The 21,367-nt window shown below is 46.9% G+C and carries 20 protein-coding genes; 3 read left to right on the forward strand and 17 right to left on the reverse strand.

Translation table 11 applies throughout. The features are described 5' to 3' along the window. Window positions 1-2 precede the first annotated feature (2 nt). The 5 genes from M1E03_RS16345 to M1E03_RS16365 all read right to left on the reverse strand — a co-directional run bounded on the left by M1E03_RS16345 (window position 3) and on the right by M1E03_RS16365 (window position 6,379). Window positions 3-1,631, reverse strand: a complete 1,629-nt coding sequence (locus tag M1E03_RS16345) for a pyridoxal phosphate-dependent decarboxylase family protein (protein ID WP_429673927.1) — start codon at window positions 1,629-1,631, stop codon at window positions 3-5. Window positions 1,632-1,652: 21 nt separating this feature from the next. Beyond that, a complete protein-coding gene (locus tag M1E03_RS16350) occupies window positions 1,653-3,011 on the reverse strand; it encodes a sodium-dependent transporter (protein WP_020450728.1) in 1,359 nt (452 codons plus the stop codon). Between the two features lie 138 nt (window positions 3,012-3,149). Further along, the gene (locus tag M1E03_RS16355) at window positions 3,150-4,019 is read right to left on the reverse strand and encodes an SDR family oxidoreductase (RefSeq protein ID WP_035339109.1); all 870 of its coding nucleotides are present in this window, start codon (window positions 4,017-4,019) and stop codon (window positions 3,150-3,152) included. Window positions 4,020-4,101: 82 nt separating this feature from the next. Continuing rightward, window positions 4,102-5,166: a PQQ-dependent sugar dehydrogenase gene (locus tag M1E03_RS16360; protein ID WP_035339111.1), complete on the reverse strand. Its 1,065-nt coding sequence runs from the start codon at window positions 5,164-5,166 to the stop codon at window positions 4,102-4,104. A 121-nt stretch (window positions 5,167-5,287) separates the two neighbouring features. Next, a complete protein-coding gene (locus tag M1E03_RS16365; protein ID WP_025811804.1) occupies window positions 5,288-6,379 on the reverse strand; it encodes a citrate synthase/methylcitrate synthase in 1,092 nt (363 codons plus the stop codon). A 110-nt stretch (window positions 6,380-6,489) separates the two neighbouring features. Here M1E03_RS16365 and M1E03_RS16370 point away from each other — a divergent pair, with 110 nt between their 5' ends. After that, window positions 6,490-7,368, forward strand: coding sequence for a LysR family transcriptional regulator (locus M1E03_RS16370; protein WP_025811806.1), 879 nt, complete (start codon window positions 6,490-6,492; stop codon window positions 7,366-7,368). A gap of 48 nt (window positions 7,369-7,416) precedes the next feature. On the opposite strand, the gene M1E03_RS16375 is transcribed toward M1E03_RS16370, so the two are convergent. The 3 genes from M1E03_RS16375 to hmpA all read right to left on the reverse strand — a co-directional run bounded on the left by M1E03_RS16375 (window position 7,417) and on the right by hmpA (window position 11,349). Then, the gene (locus M1E03_RS16375; protein WP_026579990.1) at window positions 7,417-8,244 is read right to left on the reverse strand and encodes a C40 family peptidase; all 828 of its coding nucleotides are present in this window, start codon (window positions 8,242-8,244) and stop codon (window positions 7,417-7,419) included. 385 nt (window positions 8,245-8,629) lie between these two features. Continuing rightward, the gene (locus M1E03_RS16380; protein WP_025811808.1) at window positions 8,630-10,039 is read right to left on the reverse strand and encodes a SpoVR family protein; all 1,410 of its coding nucleotides are present in this window, start codon (window positions 10,037-10,039) and stop codon (window positions 8,630-8,632) included. Between the two features lie 95 nt (window positions 10,040-10,134). Beyond that, entirely contained in the window at window positions 10,135-11,349 is a 1,215-nt protein-coding gene (gene hmpA / locus M1E03_RS16385; protein ID WP_075213186.1) for an NO-inducible flavohemoprotein, read from the reverse strand. A 258-nt stretch (window positions 11,350-11,607) separates the two neighbouring features. On the opposite strand from hmpA, the gene nsrR reads away from it, so the two are divergent. Then, window positions 11,608-12,039, forward strand: a complete 432-nt coding sequence (gene nsrR / locus M1E03_RS16390) for a nitric oxide-sensing transcriptional repressor NsrR (protein WP_023856512.1) — start codon at window positions 11,608-11,610, stop codon at window positions 12,037-12,039. A gap of 31 nt (window positions 12,040-12,070) precedes the next feature. Here nsrR and M1E03_RS16395 read toward each other — a convergent pair whose 3' ends face one another. Beyond that, window positions 12,071-12,397 (reverse strand): YqzG/YhdC family protein, encoded by a 327-nt coding sequence (locus M1E03_RS16395; RefSeq protein ID WP_306453675.1) that lies wholly within the window; start codon window positions 12,395-12,397, stop codon window positions 12,071-12,073. Window positions 12,398-12,595: 198 nt separating this feature from the next. Between M1E03_RS16395 and M1E03_RS16400 the strand changes: the two genes are divergently transcribed. After that, on the forward strand, window positions 12,596-12,844 hold the full coding sequence (locus M1E03_RS16400) for a YhdB family protein (RefSeq protein WP_023856510.1): 249 nt from the start codon (window positions 12,596-12,598) through the stop codon (window positions 12,842-12,844). Window positions 12,845-12,874: 30 nt separating this feature from the next. Here M1E03_RS16400 and M1E03_RS16405 read toward each other — a convergent pair whose 3' ends face one another. The 8 genes from M1E03_RS16405 to glpK all read right to left on the reverse strand — a co-directional run bounded on the left by M1E03_RS16405 (window position 12,875) and on the right by glpK (window position 21,345). Further along, window positions 12,875-13,393: an NADPH-dependent FMN reductase gene (locus M1E03_RS16405; protein WP_023856509.1), complete on the reverse strand. Its 519-nt coding sequence runs from the start codon at window positions 13,391-13,393 to the stop codon at window positions 12,875-12,877. Between the two features lie 4 nt (window positions 13,394-13,397). Beyond that, window positions 13,398-14,048, reverse strand: a complete 651-nt coding sequence (locus tag M1E03_RS16410; protein ID WP_033155147.1) for a response regulator — start codon at window positions 14,046-14,048, stop codon at window positions 13,398-13,400. Next, window positions 14,036-15,184 (reverse strand): GAF domain-containing sensor histidine kinase, encoded by a 1,149-nt coding sequence (locus M1E03_RS16415; RefSeq protein ID WP_458110521.1) that lies wholly within the window; start codon window positions 15,182-15,184, stop codon window positions 14,036-14,038. The genes M1E03_RS16410 and M1E03_RS16415 overlap by 13 nt, the downstream gene beginning before the upstream one ends. 118 nt (window positions 15,185-15,302) lie before the next feature. Further along, window positions 15,303-15,500, reverse strand: a complete 198-nt coding sequence (locus tag M1E03_RS16420; RefSeq protein ID WP_026579993.1) for a helix-turn-helix transcriptional regulator — start codon at window positions 15,498-15,500, stop codon at window positions 15,303-15,305. Between the two features lie 21 nt (window positions 15,501-15,521). Beyond that, window positions 15,522-15,980, reverse strand: coding sequence for a DUF6773 family protein (locus tag M1E03_RS16425; RefSeq protein ID WP_025811820.1), 459 nt, complete (start codon window positions 15,978-15,980; stop codon window positions 15,522-15,524). 130 nt (window positions 15,981-16,110) lie between these two features. Then, window positions 16,111-17,856, reverse strand: a complete 1,746-nt coding sequence (locus M1E03_RS16430) for a phospho-sugar mutase (protein ID WP_458110522.1) — start codon at window positions 17,854-17,856, stop codon at window positions 16,111-16,113. Between the two features lie 184 nt (window positions 17,857-18,040). Next, complete coding sequence (gene glpD / locus M1E03_RS16435) at window positions 18,041-19,708, reverse strand: glycerol-3-phosphate dehydrogenase (protein ID WP_020450711.1); 1,668 nt, start codon at window positions 19,706-19,708, stop codon at window positions 18,041-18,043. Window positions 19,709-19,854: 146 nt separating this feature from the next. After that, complete coding sequence (gene glpK / locus M1E03_RS16440; RefSeq protein WP_025811824.1) at window positions 19,855-21,345, reverse strand: glycerol kinase GlpK; 1,491 nt, start codon at window positions 21,343-21,345, stop codon at window positions 19,855-19,857. Window positions 21,346-21,367 lie beyond the last annotated feature (22 nt).

A 21,367-nucleotide genomic window follows, 5' to 3' on the forward strand; every position in this document is an offset into this window, starting at 1 on the left:
TTTTATCCGGCTGCTACATCGGACGGTTCAACATGCGCTTTTAAAAAGGCGATATAATGGTCAACTGTATCAAGCGTCGTGTAAGGCGAGACACTGTAGAATTTCTGGACATAAAGCGGCACGGGCAAACGGCTGTCAGCAGGATAAACGTATGTTTGCTTTTTCGTGCTGCCAAAATAGGTGTGACTGCGGTACCTTCCCAATGTTTCGGCGATTTTTTCATTGAATTTGTTAATTTTCCGCACTTCTTCCTCCGTGATGGCGCCGCTGATTTCTTCGTGATAGCGGACATTTCCCGGATAGAAGCGGAATGTCGTTACAGGTGATACATCATTGGTGACGGCTGCATTCGGAAAAGCCTGCAGGAGTTTTTTTCGAAATGCCAGGTTAACTCTGATGTAATTGGCCAAGATCTCCTGGTAGCCTTCGATTCCGAATGCGAGCAGAGAAGCATAAATCGGTATGCTGCTTCCCATTCGCGAACACTCTAGCGTATAGCTCGTATGATAGCTGCCAAACCCTCTGTTACCGACATAAGGCGTCTCATCCGGATCCAAATCAACGACTTTCAGTGCCTCACGGTTTTTCACCAAGAAAAGGCTTGTGATATACGGCGTTTGTCCAAGTTTATGAAAATCAAAGACCAAGCTGTCCGCCAGGTGCAAATGCTGAAAATGTTTTTTGTAGCGGGCAAGCGTCTCAAGCACCTCATCTTCAAGATGAAGCGGATTTCCGATGAAATCGTATCTGTTAAAAAAAACGTACATCCCGCCCATCGCCGTATCGGCATGAATATAGACAGGAGGCAAACCGTAGGCGGCCTCTATTTCCTCAGTCACTTTTTTGATACCGGCCAAATCATCGATGCCAAATGAGTCAGTTGTGCCAAGCGTTGCCAATACATAAATCGGATGTCCGCCTTTTTCAATCACGGCTTGCATTTTTTCCCGCAAATCGGCCAGATCCATCGAATGATCGCGATTCGTCTTGACCTTGATCAAATGGTCCGTCCCGATTCCGGACGCTTCCATCGATTTGTAAAGGCTGAAATGCGAAAGCTCTGAACAGAACGCGTACAGGTGATGCGGCGTTCCTTGCTGATTCGCTTCAGGGTACGCGCTTGCGATCGCCAGCCTGAGCGACTGAAAAACGGCTCCCTGCCCGCCCCATGTGGTAAAACCGCCGCTCTTGTGCCTGTCATAGCCGACAATGTCCGAAAGCATCGCCGTGATCTGCACTTCCGCCTTGGCTGCAGCGGTGCCGTCGACATCCCATAAATTGTTTCCGTTTAAAAGAACCATTAAAAGATTCCCGGCGATGCTGGCGGTGTTCGGCAAAGGTGTCGCGTTGGCCACATAATGCCTGTTTAAAAAACGGTGGCCGTCAAGCAATTTCAATAGCTCTTCAACGCTTTTTTCCGCCCCGAAGCCTTTTTCCGGCAAGGCGGCCTCTTCAATGACGCTTTGATAGTAGTCAGAGGAAACTTCAGACTCGCGGCCAAGCGTCATCCGGGCGGGATCCTTCAGCCTGTCTATTCCGGCCAATACCGCTTCAAGCAATGCCAGCAGCTGATACCGCGCCTCGTGATTGCCATCCTCGCTCGGAAACATCTGTTGAAAGTCTAACACCATATTCACCCATCTCCTGATCTTTTAAAATGAAAACACTCCGATTAAATTTAAAAAGACAAGTACAATTGCAAGCGGCACAAGGAAACGGAGAAGATAAAACCACACGATAAAAAAGCCTTTCCCCGCTTTTGATCCGCTTTTCATTTCTTCATATAGATCGTGTTTGGACAATTTCAGCGGAATAAAAATCGAAATAAAAAGCGCGCCAAGCGGCAGCAAAATATTGCTGACGACATAATCCGCCGCATCAAAAAACGTCTTCTTAAAAATGAACGGCTCATCGAGCACTCCGTAAGACAAGCAGGAAGGAATGCCGACGGCAAAAATCAAAAGGCCGATCGCCCACGTCCATTTTCCCCTTTTTGTTTGATCGCCTTTTGTAATAGCGGCAACAATGATCTCAATCATCGAAAAAGCCGAAGTCAGGGCAGCAAATAAAAAGGCCGTCAAAAATCCGATAAAAAACAGCATCCCGAATGGAAGCCGGTCAAAAACTGCCGGCAGAACCGTAAATAATAAAGTCGGACCCTGATCGGGCTGAAGCCCAAATGAAAAGACGGCCGGAAAAATCGCCAAACCGGCAAGCAGCGTGACGGCAAGGTTCATGATCACGATCGAGACCGCCGACTTCGGAAGGTTTTGTGACTTTGACAAATAGGAGCTGTACGTTACCATCACAGATACGCCAAGCGTCAACGTAAAGAAAGCTTGTCCGAGCGCAAAAAGAATCGCCTGCGGCGTCAGGCTGCCAAAATCGGGCACAAGCAGAAAACGCACGCCGTCGATCGCATGCTCAAGCGTCAGAGCCCTTAAAACGAGCGCAATAAATAAAATAAATAATAGCGGCATCATAATCGAACTGACGCGCTCGATTCCTTTTTGCACACCCTTCGCCACGACGAGGATCGTCATGATGATAAACGCAAGCTGCGCTGCCAGTGTCTGCAGCGGATCTTGAATGATCGAACCGAAGAGCTCCCCGTATCCGTCCTGCGTGAGACCCGACAATGAACCGGTTACTGCTTTGATGATATAAAGCAAAATCCAGCCGCCGATCACACTGTAAAACGACAGAACAAGGAAGCAGGCGGCGATTCCGATCCAGCCTGTGATCACCCAAGGCGTCCCCGGCGCTATTTTTTGATAGGTGCCGATAGCATCCGATTGGCTTTTTCGGCCTAATATAAATTCCCCCAAAAGCAAGGGGTATCCCAGCAGGATCGTAAAAAGGACAAATACAAGGAAAAATGCGCCTCCTCCGCTCGTTCCAGCCACATAGGGAAACTTCCAAATCGCCCCCAGGCCGATGGCGGATCCCCCTGCAGCGAGAACAAATCCAAGTTTGGATGCCCATTTTGCTGTCATTCTGCGATCGCTCATTCATACACATCCTTTCTCTTTCTGTTTCTATTATCTCTTACGGGGCAGCTTTTTTGAAAGTGATCTTTCAAATTCTTATTTTTCCGAAAAAAACAAACAGAAAAAAACCGGCTGCAATTGTAAGGCAGCCGGTTGAAATTATGTCGTCACATATCTTCCGCCGTTGATGTGGATCGTCTGTCCTGTCATATAAGAAGAATCGTCTGAAGCGAGCAGAACATACACCGCAGCGTGTTCAGAAGGCTGTCCGGGCCTTCCCATCGGCGTATTTGTACCGTGTTTTTCCGTTTTTTCCGGCGAAAAAGTAGCCGGAATGAGCGGCGTCCAAATGGGCCCCGGCGCTACCGCGTTGACGCGTATTCCTTTTTTGACAAGGGATGCAGCCATCGAACGGGTAAACGCGACAATCGCACCCTTTGTGCTCGAATAGTCAATCAGCGCCGGACTGCCCTCATAAGCTGTGATTGATGCGGTATTGATAATCGCGCTTCCTTCCCCTAAATGCGGGAGCGCGGCTTTTGTCATGTGAAACATGGAGAAAATATTCGTTCTGAACGTTTGTTCAAGCTGTTCGCTCGAAATATCTTCGATCCCTTTTTGCGGATGCTGTTCGGCAGCGTTGTTGACAAGAATGTCGAGTCCGCCAAAGTGATTCACCGCTTTTTCGACAGATGTTTTGCAATGTGCTTCATCCCCGACATCTCCGGGAATCAAGAGGCATTTTGCGCCTTCCTGTTCGATTCGTTCTTTCGTTTCCTCGGCATCCTTGTGTTCGTCCAAGTACATGACGGCAATGTCCGCACCTTCTTTGGCGTATGCAATGGCGGCCGCTCTGCCGATTCCGCTGTCTCCTCCGGTAATAATGGCGGTTTTTCCTTTTAATTTGCCGCTTCCTTTGTAGTCACGATCTTCCGAGAGCGGAAGGGGCACCATCTTGTGCTCAGCCCCGGGTTGTTTTTCTTGTTTTTGCGCTTTCTGTCCATCCGTCTGTCTGTTTGCCGGATTCATTCGTCTCACCTCTTCACCATTGTTTAGTGCACAGTTACCACGATTCCGGCATCCTTAAACGCAAGAACTCAGCGAGACATGTTTACTGGTCAGACAGAGGCACGCGGATGAGCCGGTCATCTGTCTGTTTTTTTTCGCCTCTTCCGTCGCCATTGTTCGTAATGAAATACAGATCATCTCCGATTACTTTTACATCTCTGATTCTGCCGTATCCGCCAAGCCATTTGACCGCTTTGGCTTCCGCAGGATCGACCCGGAAACCCCCCTCTCCCCGCAGCCCGGCCATATAGAGGACATCCCCTTTCTGCGCTAAACCGGATGGGGCCCACGTTTTTTCTCCCGAATGGATGAGCGGCGCTTTCATTCCCCGCTTCTCATCGCTTCCCTCAATCACCGGCCAGCCATAATTGGCTCCGGGTTCAATTTTGTTCACTTCATCATGTTCAGACTGCCCGTGTTCGGAGCTGTAAAGCTGCCGGCCGATCCATGCGAGGCCTTGCGGATTCCGGTGTCCAAAGCTGTATACATAAGACGAGCGAAAAGGCTGATCAGCAGGGACCGCACCATCAAGCTCCATCCTTAAAATCACCCCCGCCAGCTTTTCAGGCTGCTGGGCCCATTCCCTTTCCCCCGCATCACCTGTCGTGATGTACAGCTTTTGATCGGGCCCGATCGCCATCCGGCCGCCGTTATGAATCACGCCTCCTGGCAAATCGGCAAGCAGCTCCTCCGTTTCCGTCCAAGTAAGACGGTCAAGCGTCAATTTTACGATCCGGTTTTTCAGATGGCTCCCGTCTTTGTATGTATGGTAAACGTATGCCTCCTGATTGTTTTTAAAATCAGGATGGAGCACAAATCCGAGCAGCCCGCCTTCCCCTTCTTGATGAACGGGCTTTTTCAGCTGAAGCTGCATGCGCTCCTTTTTGCCTTCGGCAATGGATACGATTCCCCCGTTTCTTTCGGTAATGAAAAAAATCCCGCCAGTGTGAGCGATCGTCCAAGGTACATCCAAGCGCTCTGCGATGACCTCGGCGCCGCTTCCGCCTTCTTTTGTCGCCGCCGCTTCATTTTCAGCATCAAAATCCCGGCCTTCCGAGCATGCACTCAGAAAAAACAGCATGATCAACATCAGGAATCCTTTTTTCATCGTCTCCCCCTTAAAGGATTTTCTTGATGAATACATTCAAGAACACCGGCATAATTCCCTACTTAAACATACAAAAATCTATTAAAAAACACGCCCTTCGCTGAGAAGGCGTGTGTCCGCATTACTGAGAAACCAATTCCCCGATATATTTAGCCGACGGCCTGAAAATCATGTTGTTATCAGCCTGCTCCAGCACATGGGCGCACCAGCCGACCATTCTCGCTGCCGAAAAAGTAGGGGTAAACAATGCGGCATCAAAATCGATCGCCTTCATGACAGCCGCTGCGTAAAATTCGACATTCGTATAAAGCTTGCGCCCCGGTTTGTATTCTTCCAAAAGGCGGATCGCCGTATTTTCAACATGAAGAGCAAGGTCGATATCCCGGTCGCCCCCGGCAATTTCCTCAGCTTTCACCCTTAAAGCCTTCGCTCTCGGATCATGCGTTTTATAGACGCGGTGTCCAAATCCCATCAGTCTCTCGCCTTTTTCAAGCTTCTCTCTTATATAGCTTTCTGCGTGCTGTTTTTCCCCGATGCCTTCCAGCATATCGGTAACCGCTGACGGCGCTCCGCCGTGCAAAGGTCCTTTCATTGTGCCAAGTGCAGATGTGACGGCAGAAACAAGATCGGATTCCGTAGACACCGTAACCCTTGCCGAAAAGGTTGAAGCGTTCATGCCGTGTTCCATCGCAAGAATCATGTACGTTTCGAGCGCTTTTTTCTGAGCTTCTGTCGGGCGCTTTCCTTTCAGCATGTAAAAATAATGTTCCACAAAGCCAAGCTCATCCAGCGGCTGAACAGGCTCTTTGCCATCAGTCAGCCTTTTTCTGAAGGCGATAATCGACGGGGCGGCTGCTATCAGTCTGAGAGCCTGCTCCATTGTCGGCTTGAACGCAAACGATTTATCCCCGAATGAAGAAACGGCCGTGCGAAGAACCGCCATATCGTCTAATTCGGCAGGAAGGCTGCGGATCAATCGCTCGCATGCTTCTGGCAGCACACGGAATGAAGCGAGCATCTCATTGAATTGGCTGAGTTCCGCTTCCGTCGGAAATGACCCGTTGAGTATCAGATAAGCGACTTCTTCAAATGTGGATGTAAGCGCCAGTTCATCAGCATTGTACCCTCTGTAGATCAGCTTTCCCTCTTCACCGTCAATGCGGCTGATGGCTGTTTCAACACAAGTAATCCCTTTTAATCCATGATAAACCATATCAATTCCTCCTTTTTCCTTTGTAAATATCATTATAGTTGATATAATATTTAAAAAATATTGAATTATATTGATGTCTTTGATTAACAAAATTAATCAGGAGGACTGCAATGGATTTTAAATGGCTTCATACCTTTGTTACTGCCGCAAAATACGAAAATTTCAGAAAGACGGCGGAAACCTTATTTATTTCTCAGCCGACCGTCACCGTTCAAATTAAACTGCTTGAGGAAGAACTCGGGTGCCAGCTGTTCACCCGCAAAGGAAGAAGCATTCATTTAACGAAAGAAGGCCGCGCTTACCTTCCTTTCGCCCTTCGCCTGCTGGAAGACTATGAATCGAGCATGGCAGAGCTTCACAGAATCAGACAGGGCTATTCGCAGACATTGAATCTAGCGGTTTCACCGCTTATCGCCGATACGATTCTCCCATTTGTATTAAAAAAATACACAGCGCTGCATCCGAATTCGGAGATCAAAGTAAAGATCGCCGAATCAGCTGAAATCGCTCCCCTGATTTCAGCCGGCCATGCAGATATCGGTTTAAGCTGCTTAAACGTGCAATCGTCAAACCTGAACTGCTATTCCATGTACAGCGATCCCGTGATTTTGGTTGCCCCTCATGACGGCCGCGATTCAGAACAAGCGCCGCCGCTCGATGTCGAAGATTTGCTTGAAGAATATTTGCTGTTGACCCATAATCACCCCGAATACTGGGACGACCTCGTCAGGCAGCTGAGGATCAAATTTCCGTTCGTCAGAACAATGCTCGTAAGCCAAACGCATATTACGAAACGATTTATTTCAGAAGGACTCGGTATATCATTTTTGCCGCTGTCGACTGTGCGCCGCGAGCTGATGGAAGGAAGATTAATAGAGGTGCCGTGCGATTTCATGAAGCTTCCTGTTGCAGGGGGATATGCAATTAGTCTGAAAGATAATGAGAAGGTCGAACACTTTTTAGCGTTTTTAGCCGAGTTCCGTTTCTAAACGAAAAAAAACCCGTTCATCATGATGAACGGGCTTGTCCCTGCAACATTAGAAGCGTTTTGCTCCAAGATAGCGGGGCTTCCAATAGCTGTTTGTCATATCGCTGATCGTTACGCCGTCAGAACCGGCATGAACGAATTGATTGTTTCCGATGTAAACCCCCATATGCGAAGGTCCCGGCTGATATGTCGTGAAGAATACGAAATCACCTACTGCAGGGCTTGATACGCTCTTCATCGAATTCCAGTAACCGGCTGTGTTCGTTCTCGCCACATTTGTCTGTTTATTGAGGATGTACCAGACAAATCCGCTGCAGTCAAATCCTGATGTAGATGTTCCGCCCCATTTATAAGGCGTTCCGATAAGGGCTTTTGCATCTGAAACAAGCTTTGACGTATTCAGCGCTGAAGAGGTTTGCGCAGGTGCCTTACTTGTTTTGCTTGAAGAAGAAGGCTTTGTTGTTGATGCAGCTTTTACGCTTTTCGTCCCTTTAACTTTTAATACTTGTCCAATCCGGATTAAATCTGTTTTTAAACCATTCAGAGACTTCAGTTCATTGACGGTCATGCCGTATGTCCGAGAAATTTTCCAAAGGCTGTCTCCCTTGACCACTTTATGCGTAGCTGATGAAGCTTGCGACGCTTTTGCAGACGATGAACTGCTTCCATTGATCGACAACCTCTGCCCTATGTAAATGATATCGGATTTCAGCTTGTTTTCCTGTTTAATCTTGCTGATACTTGTACCGTACTTCTTCGAAAATCCCCATAACGTATCCCCTTTTTTCACCGTTATGGTTTGCGCGGAAGCCGCTCCCGCAAATAAAGTCGATCCTAAAACAACCGCTGATGCTGCTGTTATTACTTGTTTTTTCATGTTGTCCTCCCACTAGCAGAATTCTTTATATTTTTAAAGGCAAAAATTAGCAGTTTCATGATTTTTGAGAACGGCTGCTTCAGCCTTCCTCTGCTTCTATTATAAGGAGGGGTTTCCATCAGGTATAGTCTTGACTTACTAAGTCAAATTCCTTAATTATTCGTTTTTAAAAAAAGTTTTTAAGGGTCGATAATATTTCATTTACATTTCAAAGGTAACTTAAATACTACATTTTCGCACTTTCCTGCAGCGAAAATTACAATTTTAGAAAGAGTGTTAAATACTTTATTTTACATTTTTGTTATTAACTCGTAAAAATGCATAGTGACGGACGTCGCTGCGCTTTAAAATAAAAAAAGGCTGCCCGAATGCAGCCTGAAACTTTTTATAAATATCTGCGATGGACAGCCTTTCCATCATAGGAAAACATGACGGGCTTATCTTCGAGCACGGTTTCGACATGCACGCTTCTTCCCCATAGCTGGTGAAGGTAAGGCAGAACTTTTTCAAGATACTTTAAATCGAGTTCGATCCCTTCATACCAATGCTTAATGTATAATTCATTGTTCTTTAAGTAATCTCCATCCTCAACTGTCAAATAAGGAAATCCTCCGTTGACTCTCATGCTGACAAGCTGATCGCGCACAGCCTTCCAATCCTTGTCGATGATTTTATAATCCCTTCCCTGTTTTTGAAACAAGTAGAGATCTTCCCTCATCACGAGATCTTTCGTTAAATAGTTTCTGATAAATGAAATGTCTGATTCGATCTCCCTGACTTCAAATATTTTTTCTCTCCCCGAGTCCGGCTTTACACCCATCTTCTTCATATCTTCTGTCGGGTTGTTGTAGCGCTCCTCTATGTCCTCAAATATTTTCAATCCGAGATAATAAGGATTGATGCCCGTTTTTGACGGCTGAACCACTCCCGCGTTGAGCTTGGCAAATTCGATCGCTTCACTTGATGTCAGATCAAGCTCACGGATGATTCGCTGATGCCAATAGGACGCCCATCCTTCATTCATGATTTTCGTTTCAAGCTGCGGCCAGAAATACAGCATTTCCTCTCTCATCATCGTTAAGATGTCGCGCTGCCAAGGCTCCAGCTCCCGCGAATGTTCTTCAATGAACAGCAGAATGTCTTTTTCCGGCTTCGGCGGAAACTTTTTTTTCGTCCTTTTCTTCTTCTCTTTCGATCCTTTGTGATCCAGTTCCCAGAGGTCGTCATAAGGAGTGGGCGACGCGTCTGTTTCTTCTTCCTCTTCGTCATCTATGCTCCACGACAGCTTCGGCCTCACGAGCGAAGGGTCAATGTGTTCTTCAATCGCCAGCACCGCATCGAGAAATGCTTCGACTTCTTTTGAGCCGTGGACCGTCTCATAATGTTTAATCCGCTCTGCTGTCGCCGACATGCTTTCAACCATATCGCGCTTCGTATTTTGAAAACGGCAGTTATTTTTAAAGAAATCACAATGAGCTAGAACGTGTGCGACAATCAGCTTATTTTGAATCAATGAATTGCTGTCCAGTAAAAACGCGTAACACGGATTTGAATTAATGACAAGCTCATATATTTTGCTCAAGCCAAAGTCATAGTGAAGCTTCATTTTGTGAAATTGCTTGCCGAAACTCCAATGGCTGTATCTTGTCGGCATCCCGTATGCGCCGAATGTATAAATGATTTCAGCCGGACAAATTTCATATCTCATCGGATAAAAATCCAGGCCGAATCCTTCCGCGATCTCCGTAATTTCTGCTATCGCCCGCTGCAGCTCTTTTTGCTCCCGTATGCTCAATACTCAAATCCCCCCCGGTTGGACTTATCTTTATTGTATGAGCCGGGATTTGAAAAGATGAAAGGCAGCTGTCGGTTTGACAGCTGCCTCTTTGGTTAGTTCGCTATTTGCATGTCAAGGGATGAAGCAAAGCTCTCATAGCGGATGTTTTCCATCTGAACGCCAAGATTTTGCAATCCTTCAATCACGCTTTTCATAAATGAAAGCGGACCGCATACATAAAATTCGCCATTTGGATCTTTCACGATCGATTTCAAAAGCTCTTCATTCACCCGGCCTTTTACAATATGATCTTCCGTCGCTTCAGCACCCCTGCTGTAGACAAACAGGAGACGGTACGCCGGATTGGCGCCGAGCAGCTTCTCCGTTTCTTCCTTGAAAGCGTGGTGCTGTTCAGATTTCGCAGCGTGCACGAATGTGATCTCGCGGCTGCTTTCTTTTTGAGCCAATGTTTGCACCATGCTCATGACAGGCGTGATGCCTGATCCGGCGCTGATGAAGTAAACCGGACGATCCGTTCCTTCGGAAAGGGTAAAATCTCCGGCCGGAGCGCTCACTTCCAAGCTGCCCCCGATCTCCATGTTCTCATGCAGATAGCTTGATACCCTTCCGACCGGTTGCCCTTCCTCCGCTTCCAGTTTGACTGAAATGCGGTAGTAGTCTTTATTCCAGGCATCTGACAAGCTGTACTGCCTTGTTAAGAAATATGGTTCGCCGGGAATTTTAATGCGGACAGATACGTACTGTCCGGGACTGAAAGCGGGCAAATCCGTTCCATCGGCAGGCTTCAAGTAAAAGGAAGTAATCGTAGCGGATTCGACCCGCTTATCCATGATGACAAACGGTTTAAATCCTTCCCAGTTTCCATCCTGCTTTTTGTCTTCTTCATACATTTGTTTTTCGACTTCAATAAATACGCGGGCGATCTCTTCATAGGCTTCTGCCCATGCCTGGAGAATGTCCTCTGTCGCAGCTTCGCCGAGCACGATTTCAATGGCTTCCAAAAGGTGCTGACCGACAATAGGATAGTGCTCTGGTTTCACATGCAAACTTTTGTGTTTATGTCCGATTTGTTTGACAACCGGCAGCAGGTCTCCGAGCCGGTCGATGTTCTCAGCCGCCTGCAAAACAGTAAAAGCCAAAGCTTTCGGCTGTCCGCCGGTTTGCTGGCGGGACATGTTGAAGATATTTTTCAATTCAGGGTGCGCATTAAACATCCGCTTGTAAAAACAAGTGGTGATCTCTGTTCCCTTTTCTTTTAAAACAGGGGCGGTCGATTTGACAATTTGCATGGTTTTTTCAGATAGCATAACGCTTTCTCCTCTCCAGTCACTTTAAAGATGTATTTCAAATACATCTTTAAAGGTGCAATAAGATCTTTTTTTAAATGGGACTGTTACTTTTGATTAAAGATGTATTTTGAATACATCTTTATACTAGACTTTTAATGGAATTAAAGCAATATTTTCAATGAATGTTTTATATTTTTGTAACAATTTCCGCTTCACCCTCATAACCGAAGGCAAATGTGATAAGATAATGGAAACTTGTTTGATTGAGGTAATGCGATGAAATTAACAAATTATACGGATTACTCATTGAGAGTACTGATTTTTCTAGCAACCAAAAACTCAAACGAGCTTGTCAATATAAAAGACATCGCCGAATCTTATTCCATTTCAAAAAACCACCTTATGAAGGTGATTTACGAGCTTGGCAAGCTTGGCTACGTTGAAACGATTCGGGGCCGCAACGGCGGGATTCGTCTCGGAAAAGCGCCTGAACTGATTAATATCGGTGAAGTCATAAGAAATACAGAAGATGATTTTAACCTTGTCGAGTGTTTTAACGGAGAAAAAAACCATTGTATACTTTCTCCGATCTGCGGATTAAAGCATGTTTTAAACAAAGCCCTTTCCGCCTATTTGGACGTATTGGATCAATACACTCTGCAGGATATTATCGTTAATCAGGACCATATACGTAAATTATTGAGTTAACGAAGGAAGCTGCTTCCTTCGTTTTTTTTTGTTATAGAGTAAAAATATTCACGTTGATGATCGCATTAGTCACCGGGTGAAAATACACCTCGGCGTGCGCCGAAAATGATTTGCCTTCCTGATTGACGGTTACCCTGAAGACATCTTTTGTCTCTTCATCATTGACTTGAGTGCGCCCTAAATATTCATAATCCTCAAGCTTTGCGCCTTCGTATTTTTCTTCAAGGGCGCTCCAGGCGATTCTCTCCCACCGTTCTGGCGCATCGGAAACACCTGCTTGAAAGTGGCTTTTCGCCGGGAATGACAAAAGCGTTAATATGCAAAAAAAGTACGTGCAATATCGTTTTTTCATTTCCATTCGCTCCGCATGTATTGTACATACGTTAGCTTGACCGGAAACGGAGAATGTCATGCAGACATTTTTTCGCGGTATAGCGTATACCATCCTCATATTTCTAGTCCGTCAAACAAGGGAGACCAAGTTTTGCCCGGAGAAAAAAACACCCCGCCACATAAAATAATCATGACTCCTCAGAAAGAAGGGAGAGTGGCGAAATTGAATTACGCTGACTATGACAAAGCTTTGTATTATACGCACCGCTCGCAGTGGGACAACCTGCTGATCCTGATGGTGCGGACAGAAGACGATTTATTATCAAAGCGGATCGAGCATTTTTTGCACGCCTACAATTTTGAAAGAGATGACGCCATTGTCGAAAAAAGGCTTTATGATCTGCTGCAATACATTGATCACGCCTCATTTTCGGGACAAGAACACGAAAACGGCGTGCTCGTTTTTACGTAAAATAAAATAAGCCTGGCGCTCTAATCAGCGTCAGGCTTTTTGAAATTCGGCAAAGTGCAGAAGCTCTTCCATTACATTTTTGATATTGGCTTTGGCTGCTTCAGTAACCGTATGGTGTTCCTCATCAATATGAATTGGATCGAGCACAAGCTGCTTTGTGATGACGTTCGCATAAACTCCGCGCGCGACAATACGCATATTGGCGAGCGCGTTCATCCCGCCTTTGCCGCCTCCTGCACAAGCAAAAAGCGCCACCGGTTTGCCCGAGAACTGTTCATTGCTTAAAAAATCGAGCGCATTTTTCAAAGCGCCGCTCATACCGCTGTGGTATTCGGGAGATAATAAAACGACAGCGTCTGCTTCTTTGACCGAAGTTTTCAGTTTTTGAACATTCTCCAGCGAGCTCTGCTCTTCATCTCCGTTGAAAATCGGTAGGATGAACTCGCTTAGATCGATAAGCTCGGCCTGATACGTGCGGGCGATATAGGAAGCGGCGATCCGCGTTCTGCCCTGTTTTCTCGCGGTTCCGCTGACTACGGTTATTTTCATTTGATCATCTCCCGTCATTTTGTTGTAGTCCGTGTTTAACTGCAAAGAGCGCGGCTTGCGTGCGATCGGATAAGCCAAGCTTTGACAGCAGATTGGATACATGAGTTTTCACTGTTTTTTCGCTGATAAATAAAGAAGCGGCGATTTCCTTGTTGCTTTTCCCTTTTGTAATTTCCAATAAAACATCTTTTTCTCTTTTTGTCAATTGATGTATTTTTTCTTTCTCATCAGCCTGTGACATATGGTGAAAGACGTGGGACATGATGCTTGGATCCAAGGAATATCTCCCTCCATAAACAGCACGTATCGTCTCGACAAGTTCATCAGGTTCGGCGTCTTTGAGCTGATAGGCAGAGGCTCCAGCCTGGATGGCGGGAATCACATAGCTTTCATCCGCATAGCTTGTCAGCGCTATGATTTTGACAGACGGATATTCCTTTTTTATTCGCTTTGTCGCCTCAATTCCGTCCATTTCAGGCATTGATAAATCCATTAATACGATGTCTGCCTCCCGTCTTCGCAAGACATCGAGCGCCTCAATTCCTGTTGATGCCTCTCCGACAACGTCAAAATCGCTTTTTGTTTTGAAAAAAAACAAGAGGCCTTTTCTGACAATATGATGATCATCGGCAATGATGATTTTCACCTTTTCCATCCTGCCTCCCCCTTCTCCTTCAAAGGCAAAACCGCCCGGATTTTCGTCCCCTTACCGATTGCGGAGTCGATCAAAAACGTGCCGCCCGCTTTTTCCGTCCGCTCCTTCATTCCTTTCAGCCCAAGCGTCGGAAGCCCCGCGTCAGGATCGTACTGAAACCCTTTGCCGTCATCTTCGATCTCCAAGACGGCAGACGATTGGAATACATCGATTTTCACTTGTATGCGGCTAGCATCGGCATGCTTTTTGCAATTGTTGAGAGCTTCCTGGCTCAGCCGCCACATCAATTCCTCAGCAGCAGGCGGCAGCCGGAGCACACCGCTGAGCGTGAAGATCACCTGAAGGCCGAGCACTTCCGCATATTTTTCAAGAGCCGCCGCCAACCCTTCTTCAAGGCCTTGGGGCCTCAGCTGCCATATTAACGCCCGCATCTCAAGCAGTGCTTCATGAGAAAGATGTTGCATAAACTCGAGCATTTCCCTGATCTCAGGCTGGTCTGTCATTTCCCCCGCCGCTTTAGCGGTCAAGCTGAGCGAAAAAAGCATTTGATTGACGGAATCATGCAAGTCCTGAGCCAATCTGTTTCTTTCGGTCAGCAGCATGTGTTTTTGCTGTTGTTCAGCAAGTCGCATCCGTTTGATCGCCATCCCGATTTGCAAAGCAACAGCTTCGAGGAGCGCCAGTTCCCCGCGGCTGAAATGAATTTTGTCCGGAGCCGCAACGTTCAGCAAACCGAACCGTTTCTTCTGATCGCTGAGAGGGACGGTTGCATGATGTGTGATGCCTTCCGGATCTCCGGTCTTCTGTCTCATGGCCGTCGTAATTCGCCGGCAATGAATGATATTTTTCGCCCTGTCCAGCTTTCCGTCCCTATATTGTTCAAGACAGTAGCAGCTTCCTTCGCATAATAAACGGTTGTGCCGGTAAGAAAGCGCCTGAGGCAGGCGGACCGAAGCGGCCAGTTCAAAGCTCCCCTTTTCATCGATCAGAAAAAGCCACGCCGTTTTGAGTCCCGTTAAGCTGAGCAGCTTTTTTAAAACAGCATGTAGCGTTTCTTTTAGATGGTTCCCTTCGTTTAAAGCTTCCGCTATTTCTTTGAGCGTTTTCAATTTTTCAAACTGCGTGTCTTCCCGCAAAAGATTCATCCCCTTAACCCGGAGTTTCTTTTATTATATCGATATTTGATAAAAAAAAGGCCACCTCATGAGATGAACTTTTCTAAGACTTTTGACCGAGAAGGGACAAAGCGAATCGTTAAGCTTCTTCCTCCCAAAACAAATCGTCAAGCGTTTTGTCCAGCGCCTTTGCGATCGCGAGGCAAAGGTGCAATGTCGGATTGTATTTATTTTTTTCGATCAGCCCGATCGTCTGTCTTGTCACATTGACCCGCTCGGCAAGCTGGGCTTGTGTCAAAGACTTTTCGACCCGGGCGAGTTTGACCCGGTTAACCATATGCTCACCCGCCATTTTCATTTAATCATCTAATAGATCTTGATTTTTCCGAAAGGATTTGCGCAACGAGATAAAGTTGATCAGAAAATGAAAAAATACAAACAACATCACCATCATAATAAAGTCAAACCAACTGCCGGGGTGTTTTGGTATGCCGGTAAAAATAAGCACTAAAATGGCAAATATGATGCCGGAAGCGAGGCTGAGAGCCGTGATCTCTTTTCTTTTTTTCCTGTACGCCGCTTGACCTGCAATCTCCGGATATTCAAACCCCGACAAAAGATAGCGGAACAATATCCAGCCTGCATAGACTGCAAAACCGATGGCACTGACGATGTATTCGGATGCCGGTCGCCCTAAAATGAGGCCCCGGATGATCATATCCAAAAATAAGATAGCAGCGACAATCGTACCGGCTTCGCTAAAAAATTGCGTCATTTTCTTTTCTACGTATTCATCCCCGGTTTTGATCCATTTCATGTCAGCCATTTTCCCCTTTCATATGCAATTTATATCTAACTTATTGTTAAATATATATTACATCATTTATGGCCGCTTATCAATAAAAATTGAAAACCCGCCGTGTAGCAAGGCGGGTTTTCAGCGATTATCAATTTGAAGTCGCTTTTACAATATCATCGATTTTTTTCATCACTTCATCTGTCAATTGATGGAGAAGCGCTTCACTGTCTTCATTGGTTGGGCCTTTGACCGCGAAATAAAATTTCACTTTAGGCTCTGTGCCAGATGGACGGAGGCAGAACCATGAGCCGTCTTCAAGGAAATATTTCAAAACATTGGATGTCGGAAGATCGATCGTTTCTGTTTTGTTTTCCTTCAGCAGCGTCCGCTTCCCTGTCAAATAGTCTTCTGCGGATACAACGTCTTTTCCGGCGATGGAAAGAGGCGGCTGTTCTCTGAATGTGCTGAGGATGGCTGCGATTTGCTCCGCTCCCTCTTTTCCTTTTAAGGTCAGGGACTTCAAGCCTTCTCTATAGAAGCCGAACGTTTGATACAATTCGAGGAGCCCATCATACAGCGATTTTCCCTGCTTTTTATAGAAGGCGCATACCTCAACCGCAAGCAGTGCTGCCTGGACGGCATCCTTGTCTCTTGCGAAATCGCCGATCAAGTAACCGTAGCTCTCCTCATAACCGAATTGGAAAGCATATTCGCCCGATGCTTCAAATTGTTTGATTTTTTCTCCGATGAATTTAAAGCCGGTCAGCGTGTTGATCGTGTCAAGTCCGAAAGAAGCGGCAATGTCGCGCCCCATTTCGCTCGTCACAATCGTTTTTAGAACGACTCCGTTATCAGGCAGCGTGCCTTTCTGCTGTTTTTGCGATAGCAGATAATGCAAAAGCAGCGCGCCGGTTTGATTTCCTGTCAGCACCGCGTAACGGCCTTCTTGATCCTTTACAGCAACGCCGAGGCGGTCCGCGTCGGGATCGGTTCCGATCAGAATATCGGCTCCTTTTTCTTCTCCGAGCCTGATCGCATATTCAAAAGCGGCGTGCTCTTCCGGATTAGGAGAAGACACGGTCGAAAAGTCAGGATCAGGCAGCTCCTGTTCCGGAACGACTGTGACATGCTCATACCCGAGAGCTTTCAAGCCGCGTCTCACGGATTTATTTGCCGTGCCGTGCAGCGGGGTGAAAATGACTTTGACTTCAGTTTCCTTTGCCAGATCAGGATTGACAGAAATCGATGTCAGTTTATCGAGATACGCTTGATCGATTTCCTCGCCGATTATTTTGATCAACCCTTTTTCGGTTAAGGCAGCTTCATCGCCTGCTTCGATTTCCAATTCATTTTCAATCGCATTGACATAGCCGATGAGTTTGTCGGCATCAGCAGGCGGAAGCTGCGCGCCGTCCCCTCCGTAGACTTTATAGCCGTTGTATTCAGGCGGGTTATGGCTCGCCGTGATGACAATACCTGCAAACGCATTCAGTTCTCTTACCGCAAAGGAAAGTTCAGGTGTCGGGCGCAGTTCGTCAAACACGTACGTTTGAACGCCGTTTTCCGCGAGCGTTTTAGCAGCTTCCATTGCAAATTCAGGCGACTTGTGGCGGGAATCGTACGCGATCACAACGCCGCGCTTTTTTGCTTCTTTGCCGTTCGCTCCTATGTATGCGGCAAGGCCCGCCGATGCTTTGCGAACCGTATAAACGTTCATGCGATTCGGACCGGGTCCGATCTCTCCGCGCATGCCGGCTGTACCAAACTCAAGTTTTTTATAAAAGCAATCCTCTAGTTCTTTTTCATTTCCTTCAGCTTCCAAAAGAAGCGATTTTAATTCGGAATCTAAGTTTTCTTTGTTTTTCCAGCGTTCATAGCTCGTTCTCCAGCTCATGATTACCTCCAATGTTCTAGCTAAGTAATTGCAGCTTTTCTTTTATCATATCGACAAACAGCCGCTTTGTCCAAATTTAGCATGCCGAACGAAAAAAATGAGGCTGCCTGATCAAGACAGCCTCACATTAGGCCATTCGGTTGATTTTTAAAGAAAATTCATCAAGGGCATTTGACCCGATACATCATCTGCTTTCCAGCGGGACAACAGCGTCGTGAAGAAGTCCTTCCAATGCTTGGACATGCCGGGCCTTCGTTTCGCCATCCCAGTTCAGCTTCTCGCTCATGTAGTCGGTAAGGCTGTCTTTGTAAGTGCGGACCCAATTGATATCAAAGAACAGCGCACCCGTTCTGCGGACGAAGAAGTCTGCCGGGACGGCAGCCATTTCTTCCTCGATCCCGTAATCCATTTCTGCCAGTACATGGACAGGAATGCGGCGGTCTGCTGCTTCATCTTTCAGGGATGGGACACGATCAAACAGGCGGTCTGCGTTTGAACCGTATCGTGCGGCGATCTGTTTTGCCGTCTCTTCGGACAGTCCAGCTTTGATCCCTTCGGCTGCTTTCACTTGAATAAAATCCTCCAGATTTTTGGAACCGCCGATATGGCCGCCTGAGATCGGCATCGTTTTTGTTCTGCAAGGACCGAAGTCTCTGCCGCCCTCTTCTTTTAATCGGTCTCTGACAAGATCGACGATATGCTCAGCCATTTTTCTGTAGCCGGTCAGCTTTCCGCCGGCAATCGTGATCAGTCCGGATTCAGAAGTCCAGATCTCATCTTTCCGGGAAATCTCGGACGGGTCTTTTCCTTCTTCATGAATCAGCGGTCTGAGCCCCGCCCAGCTTGATTCGACATCTTCGGCCTTGATTCCCAGTTCAGGGAACATATAGTTGATTGCATTAATGACATAATCCCTGTCTGCAGTCGTCATTCGAGGATGTTCCAGATCCTCGTTGTAGACGGTGTCCGTTGTGCCGACATATGCCTTTCCGTCTCTCGGAATCGCGAACACCATGCGGCCGTCGGGCGTATCAAAATAAACGGCTTGTTTTAAAGGAAAGACCGATTGATCAAAAACAAGATGCACGCCTTTTGTATGCTGAAGGTGTTTGCCTTCTTTTGAATGGTCTTTTTCCCGTAGACGGTCAACCCACGGACCCGCGGCATTCACGATTTTTTTCGCGTGGACACGGTACGTTTTTTTCGTGAAGACGTCTTCAATGACCACGCCGGTGACCTTGCCGTTTTCATAAATAAAATCGCTTACTTTCGCATAATTGACGGCCTCGGCTCCGAATTTAACCGCTTCTTTCATGACTTCGATCGTCAACCTGGCGTCATCCGTCCGGTATTCGACATAATAGCCGCCGCCTTTCAGGCCGTTCTTTTTCACAAGCGGCTCTTTTTGAAGCGTTTCCTCGGCATTCAGCATGCTCCTCCGCTCAGCTTTTTTGACACCTGCTAAAAAGTCGTACACTCGCAGTCCGATTGAAGTGCTGAATTTGCCGAAAGTGCCTCCCTTATGCATCGGAAGCAGCATCCATTCAGGCGTTGTCACGTGCGGACCGTTTTCATAGACGATCGCCCGCTCTTTGCCGACCTCGGCTACCATTTTCACTTCAAATTGCTTTAAATAGCGAAGTCCGCCGTGTACGAGTTTCGTGGAGCGGCTTGACGTTCCGGCCGCAAAGTCCTGCATTTCGCAAAGCGCCGTTTTCATTCCGCGAGATGCGGCGTCCAATGCCGTCCCTGCGCCTGTAATACCTCCGCCGATAATAAACACGTCATACTTCTGCTTCGTCATATTCTGTAAAATATCGTCCCGTTTGCGGCTTGAAAATAATGATTCCATGTTCATGTCCTCCCTTGTTGTCACGGTAAAAAAATAGAAAAAGAGACCACAAACATCCAAAGCGCTGATACTGCTTTGGTGCCTGCGGTCTCTCCTCTTCTCCAACCGTTTCTATTAACTTAATTAGATTGTAACATACATGCGGCTTATTTAAAAGCCCTAGCTGCATTTACAGCTTTCTTCCACCCGCTGTACAGACTCTCACGCTCTTTTTCTTCCATTTTCGGTTCAAAACGTTTGTCAAGCTGCCACTGGTCTTTGATCTCGGAACGATCACTCCAGAAGCCGACAGCAAGACCCGCTAAATAGGCTGAACCGAGCGCGGTTGTTTCATTGATTTCAGGACGTTCTACAGGGACATCCAAAATGTCGCCCTGAAAATCCATCAGGAAGTTGTTTTTGACAGCTCCGCCGTCGACTCTCAGCGTTTTCACCGAGATCCCGGAGTCTTCCATCATTGCGTCAAGAACATCTTTCGTTTGATAGGCAAGCGCTTCAAGCGTTGCTCTAACAAAATGCTCTTTCGTCGTACCCCGGGTCAGTCCGAATACAGCGCCGCGGACATCGCTGTCCCAATAAGGCGTGCCTAAACCTACAAATGCAGGAACCACATAAACACCATCGGCAGATTCTGCTCTTACAGCGTATTTTTCACTTTCTTTGGCGTCCTTAAACATTCTCAGCCCATCACGGAGCCATTGAATAGCGGAACCAGCGACGAAGACGCTGCCTTCCAGCGCATATTCCACCTTTCCGTCGATGCCCCAAGCGATTGTCGTCAGCAGGCCGTGCTCTGATTTGATCGCTTTCTCGCCGGTGTTCATCAGCATAAAGCAGCCTGTTCCATACGTGTTCTTAACCATTCCCTCTTCAAAGCAAGCCTGCCCGAACAATGCTGCCTGCTGGTCGCCGGCTGCACCTGCAATCGGAATGTTTTTGCCGAAGAAATGATAATCGACCGTTTCAGCGTATACATGCGATGAAGGCTTGACTTCAGGAAGCATCGATTTCGGTACGCCGAGAATATCGAGAAGTTCATCATCCCATTTGAGGTCATAGATGTTGAACATCAGTGTTCTTGAGGCGTTTGAATAATCTGTCACATGCGCTTTTCCGCCGGACATTTTCCAGATCAGCCAAGAATCGATCGTACCGAAGAGAAGGTCGCCGTTTTCCGCTTTCTCCCGTGCCCCTTCCACATGATCCAAAATCCATTTCACCTTCGTGCCTGAAAAATAAGGATCGATTAAAAGGCCTGTTTTTTCTCTGATCGTTTCTTCATAGCCTTGTTCTCTCAATTCCTGACATATTTCCGCCGATTGGCGGGACTGCCACACAATCGCATTGTAGACCGGTTTACCGGTATGTTTATCCCAAACAACGGTCGTTTCCCGCTGGTTGGTGATCCCGATTCCGGCAATTTGCGCGGCTTCGATTCCCGATTCTGAAAGCGCAGAAGCGATCACCGACAGAACGGAGCCCCAGATTTCATTTGCATTGTGTTCAACCCAGCCGGGGTTTGGAAAATATTGCTGAAATTCTTTTTGCGCAATATGGACGATTTCGCCTGCTTTGTTGAAAACAATCGCCCTTGTGCTTGTGGTGCCTTGATCAAGAGACAAAATGTATTTTTCCATTTTTGGAAACTCCCCCTTATAT

Source organism: Bacillus sp. PK6-013 (assembly GCF_054161445.1).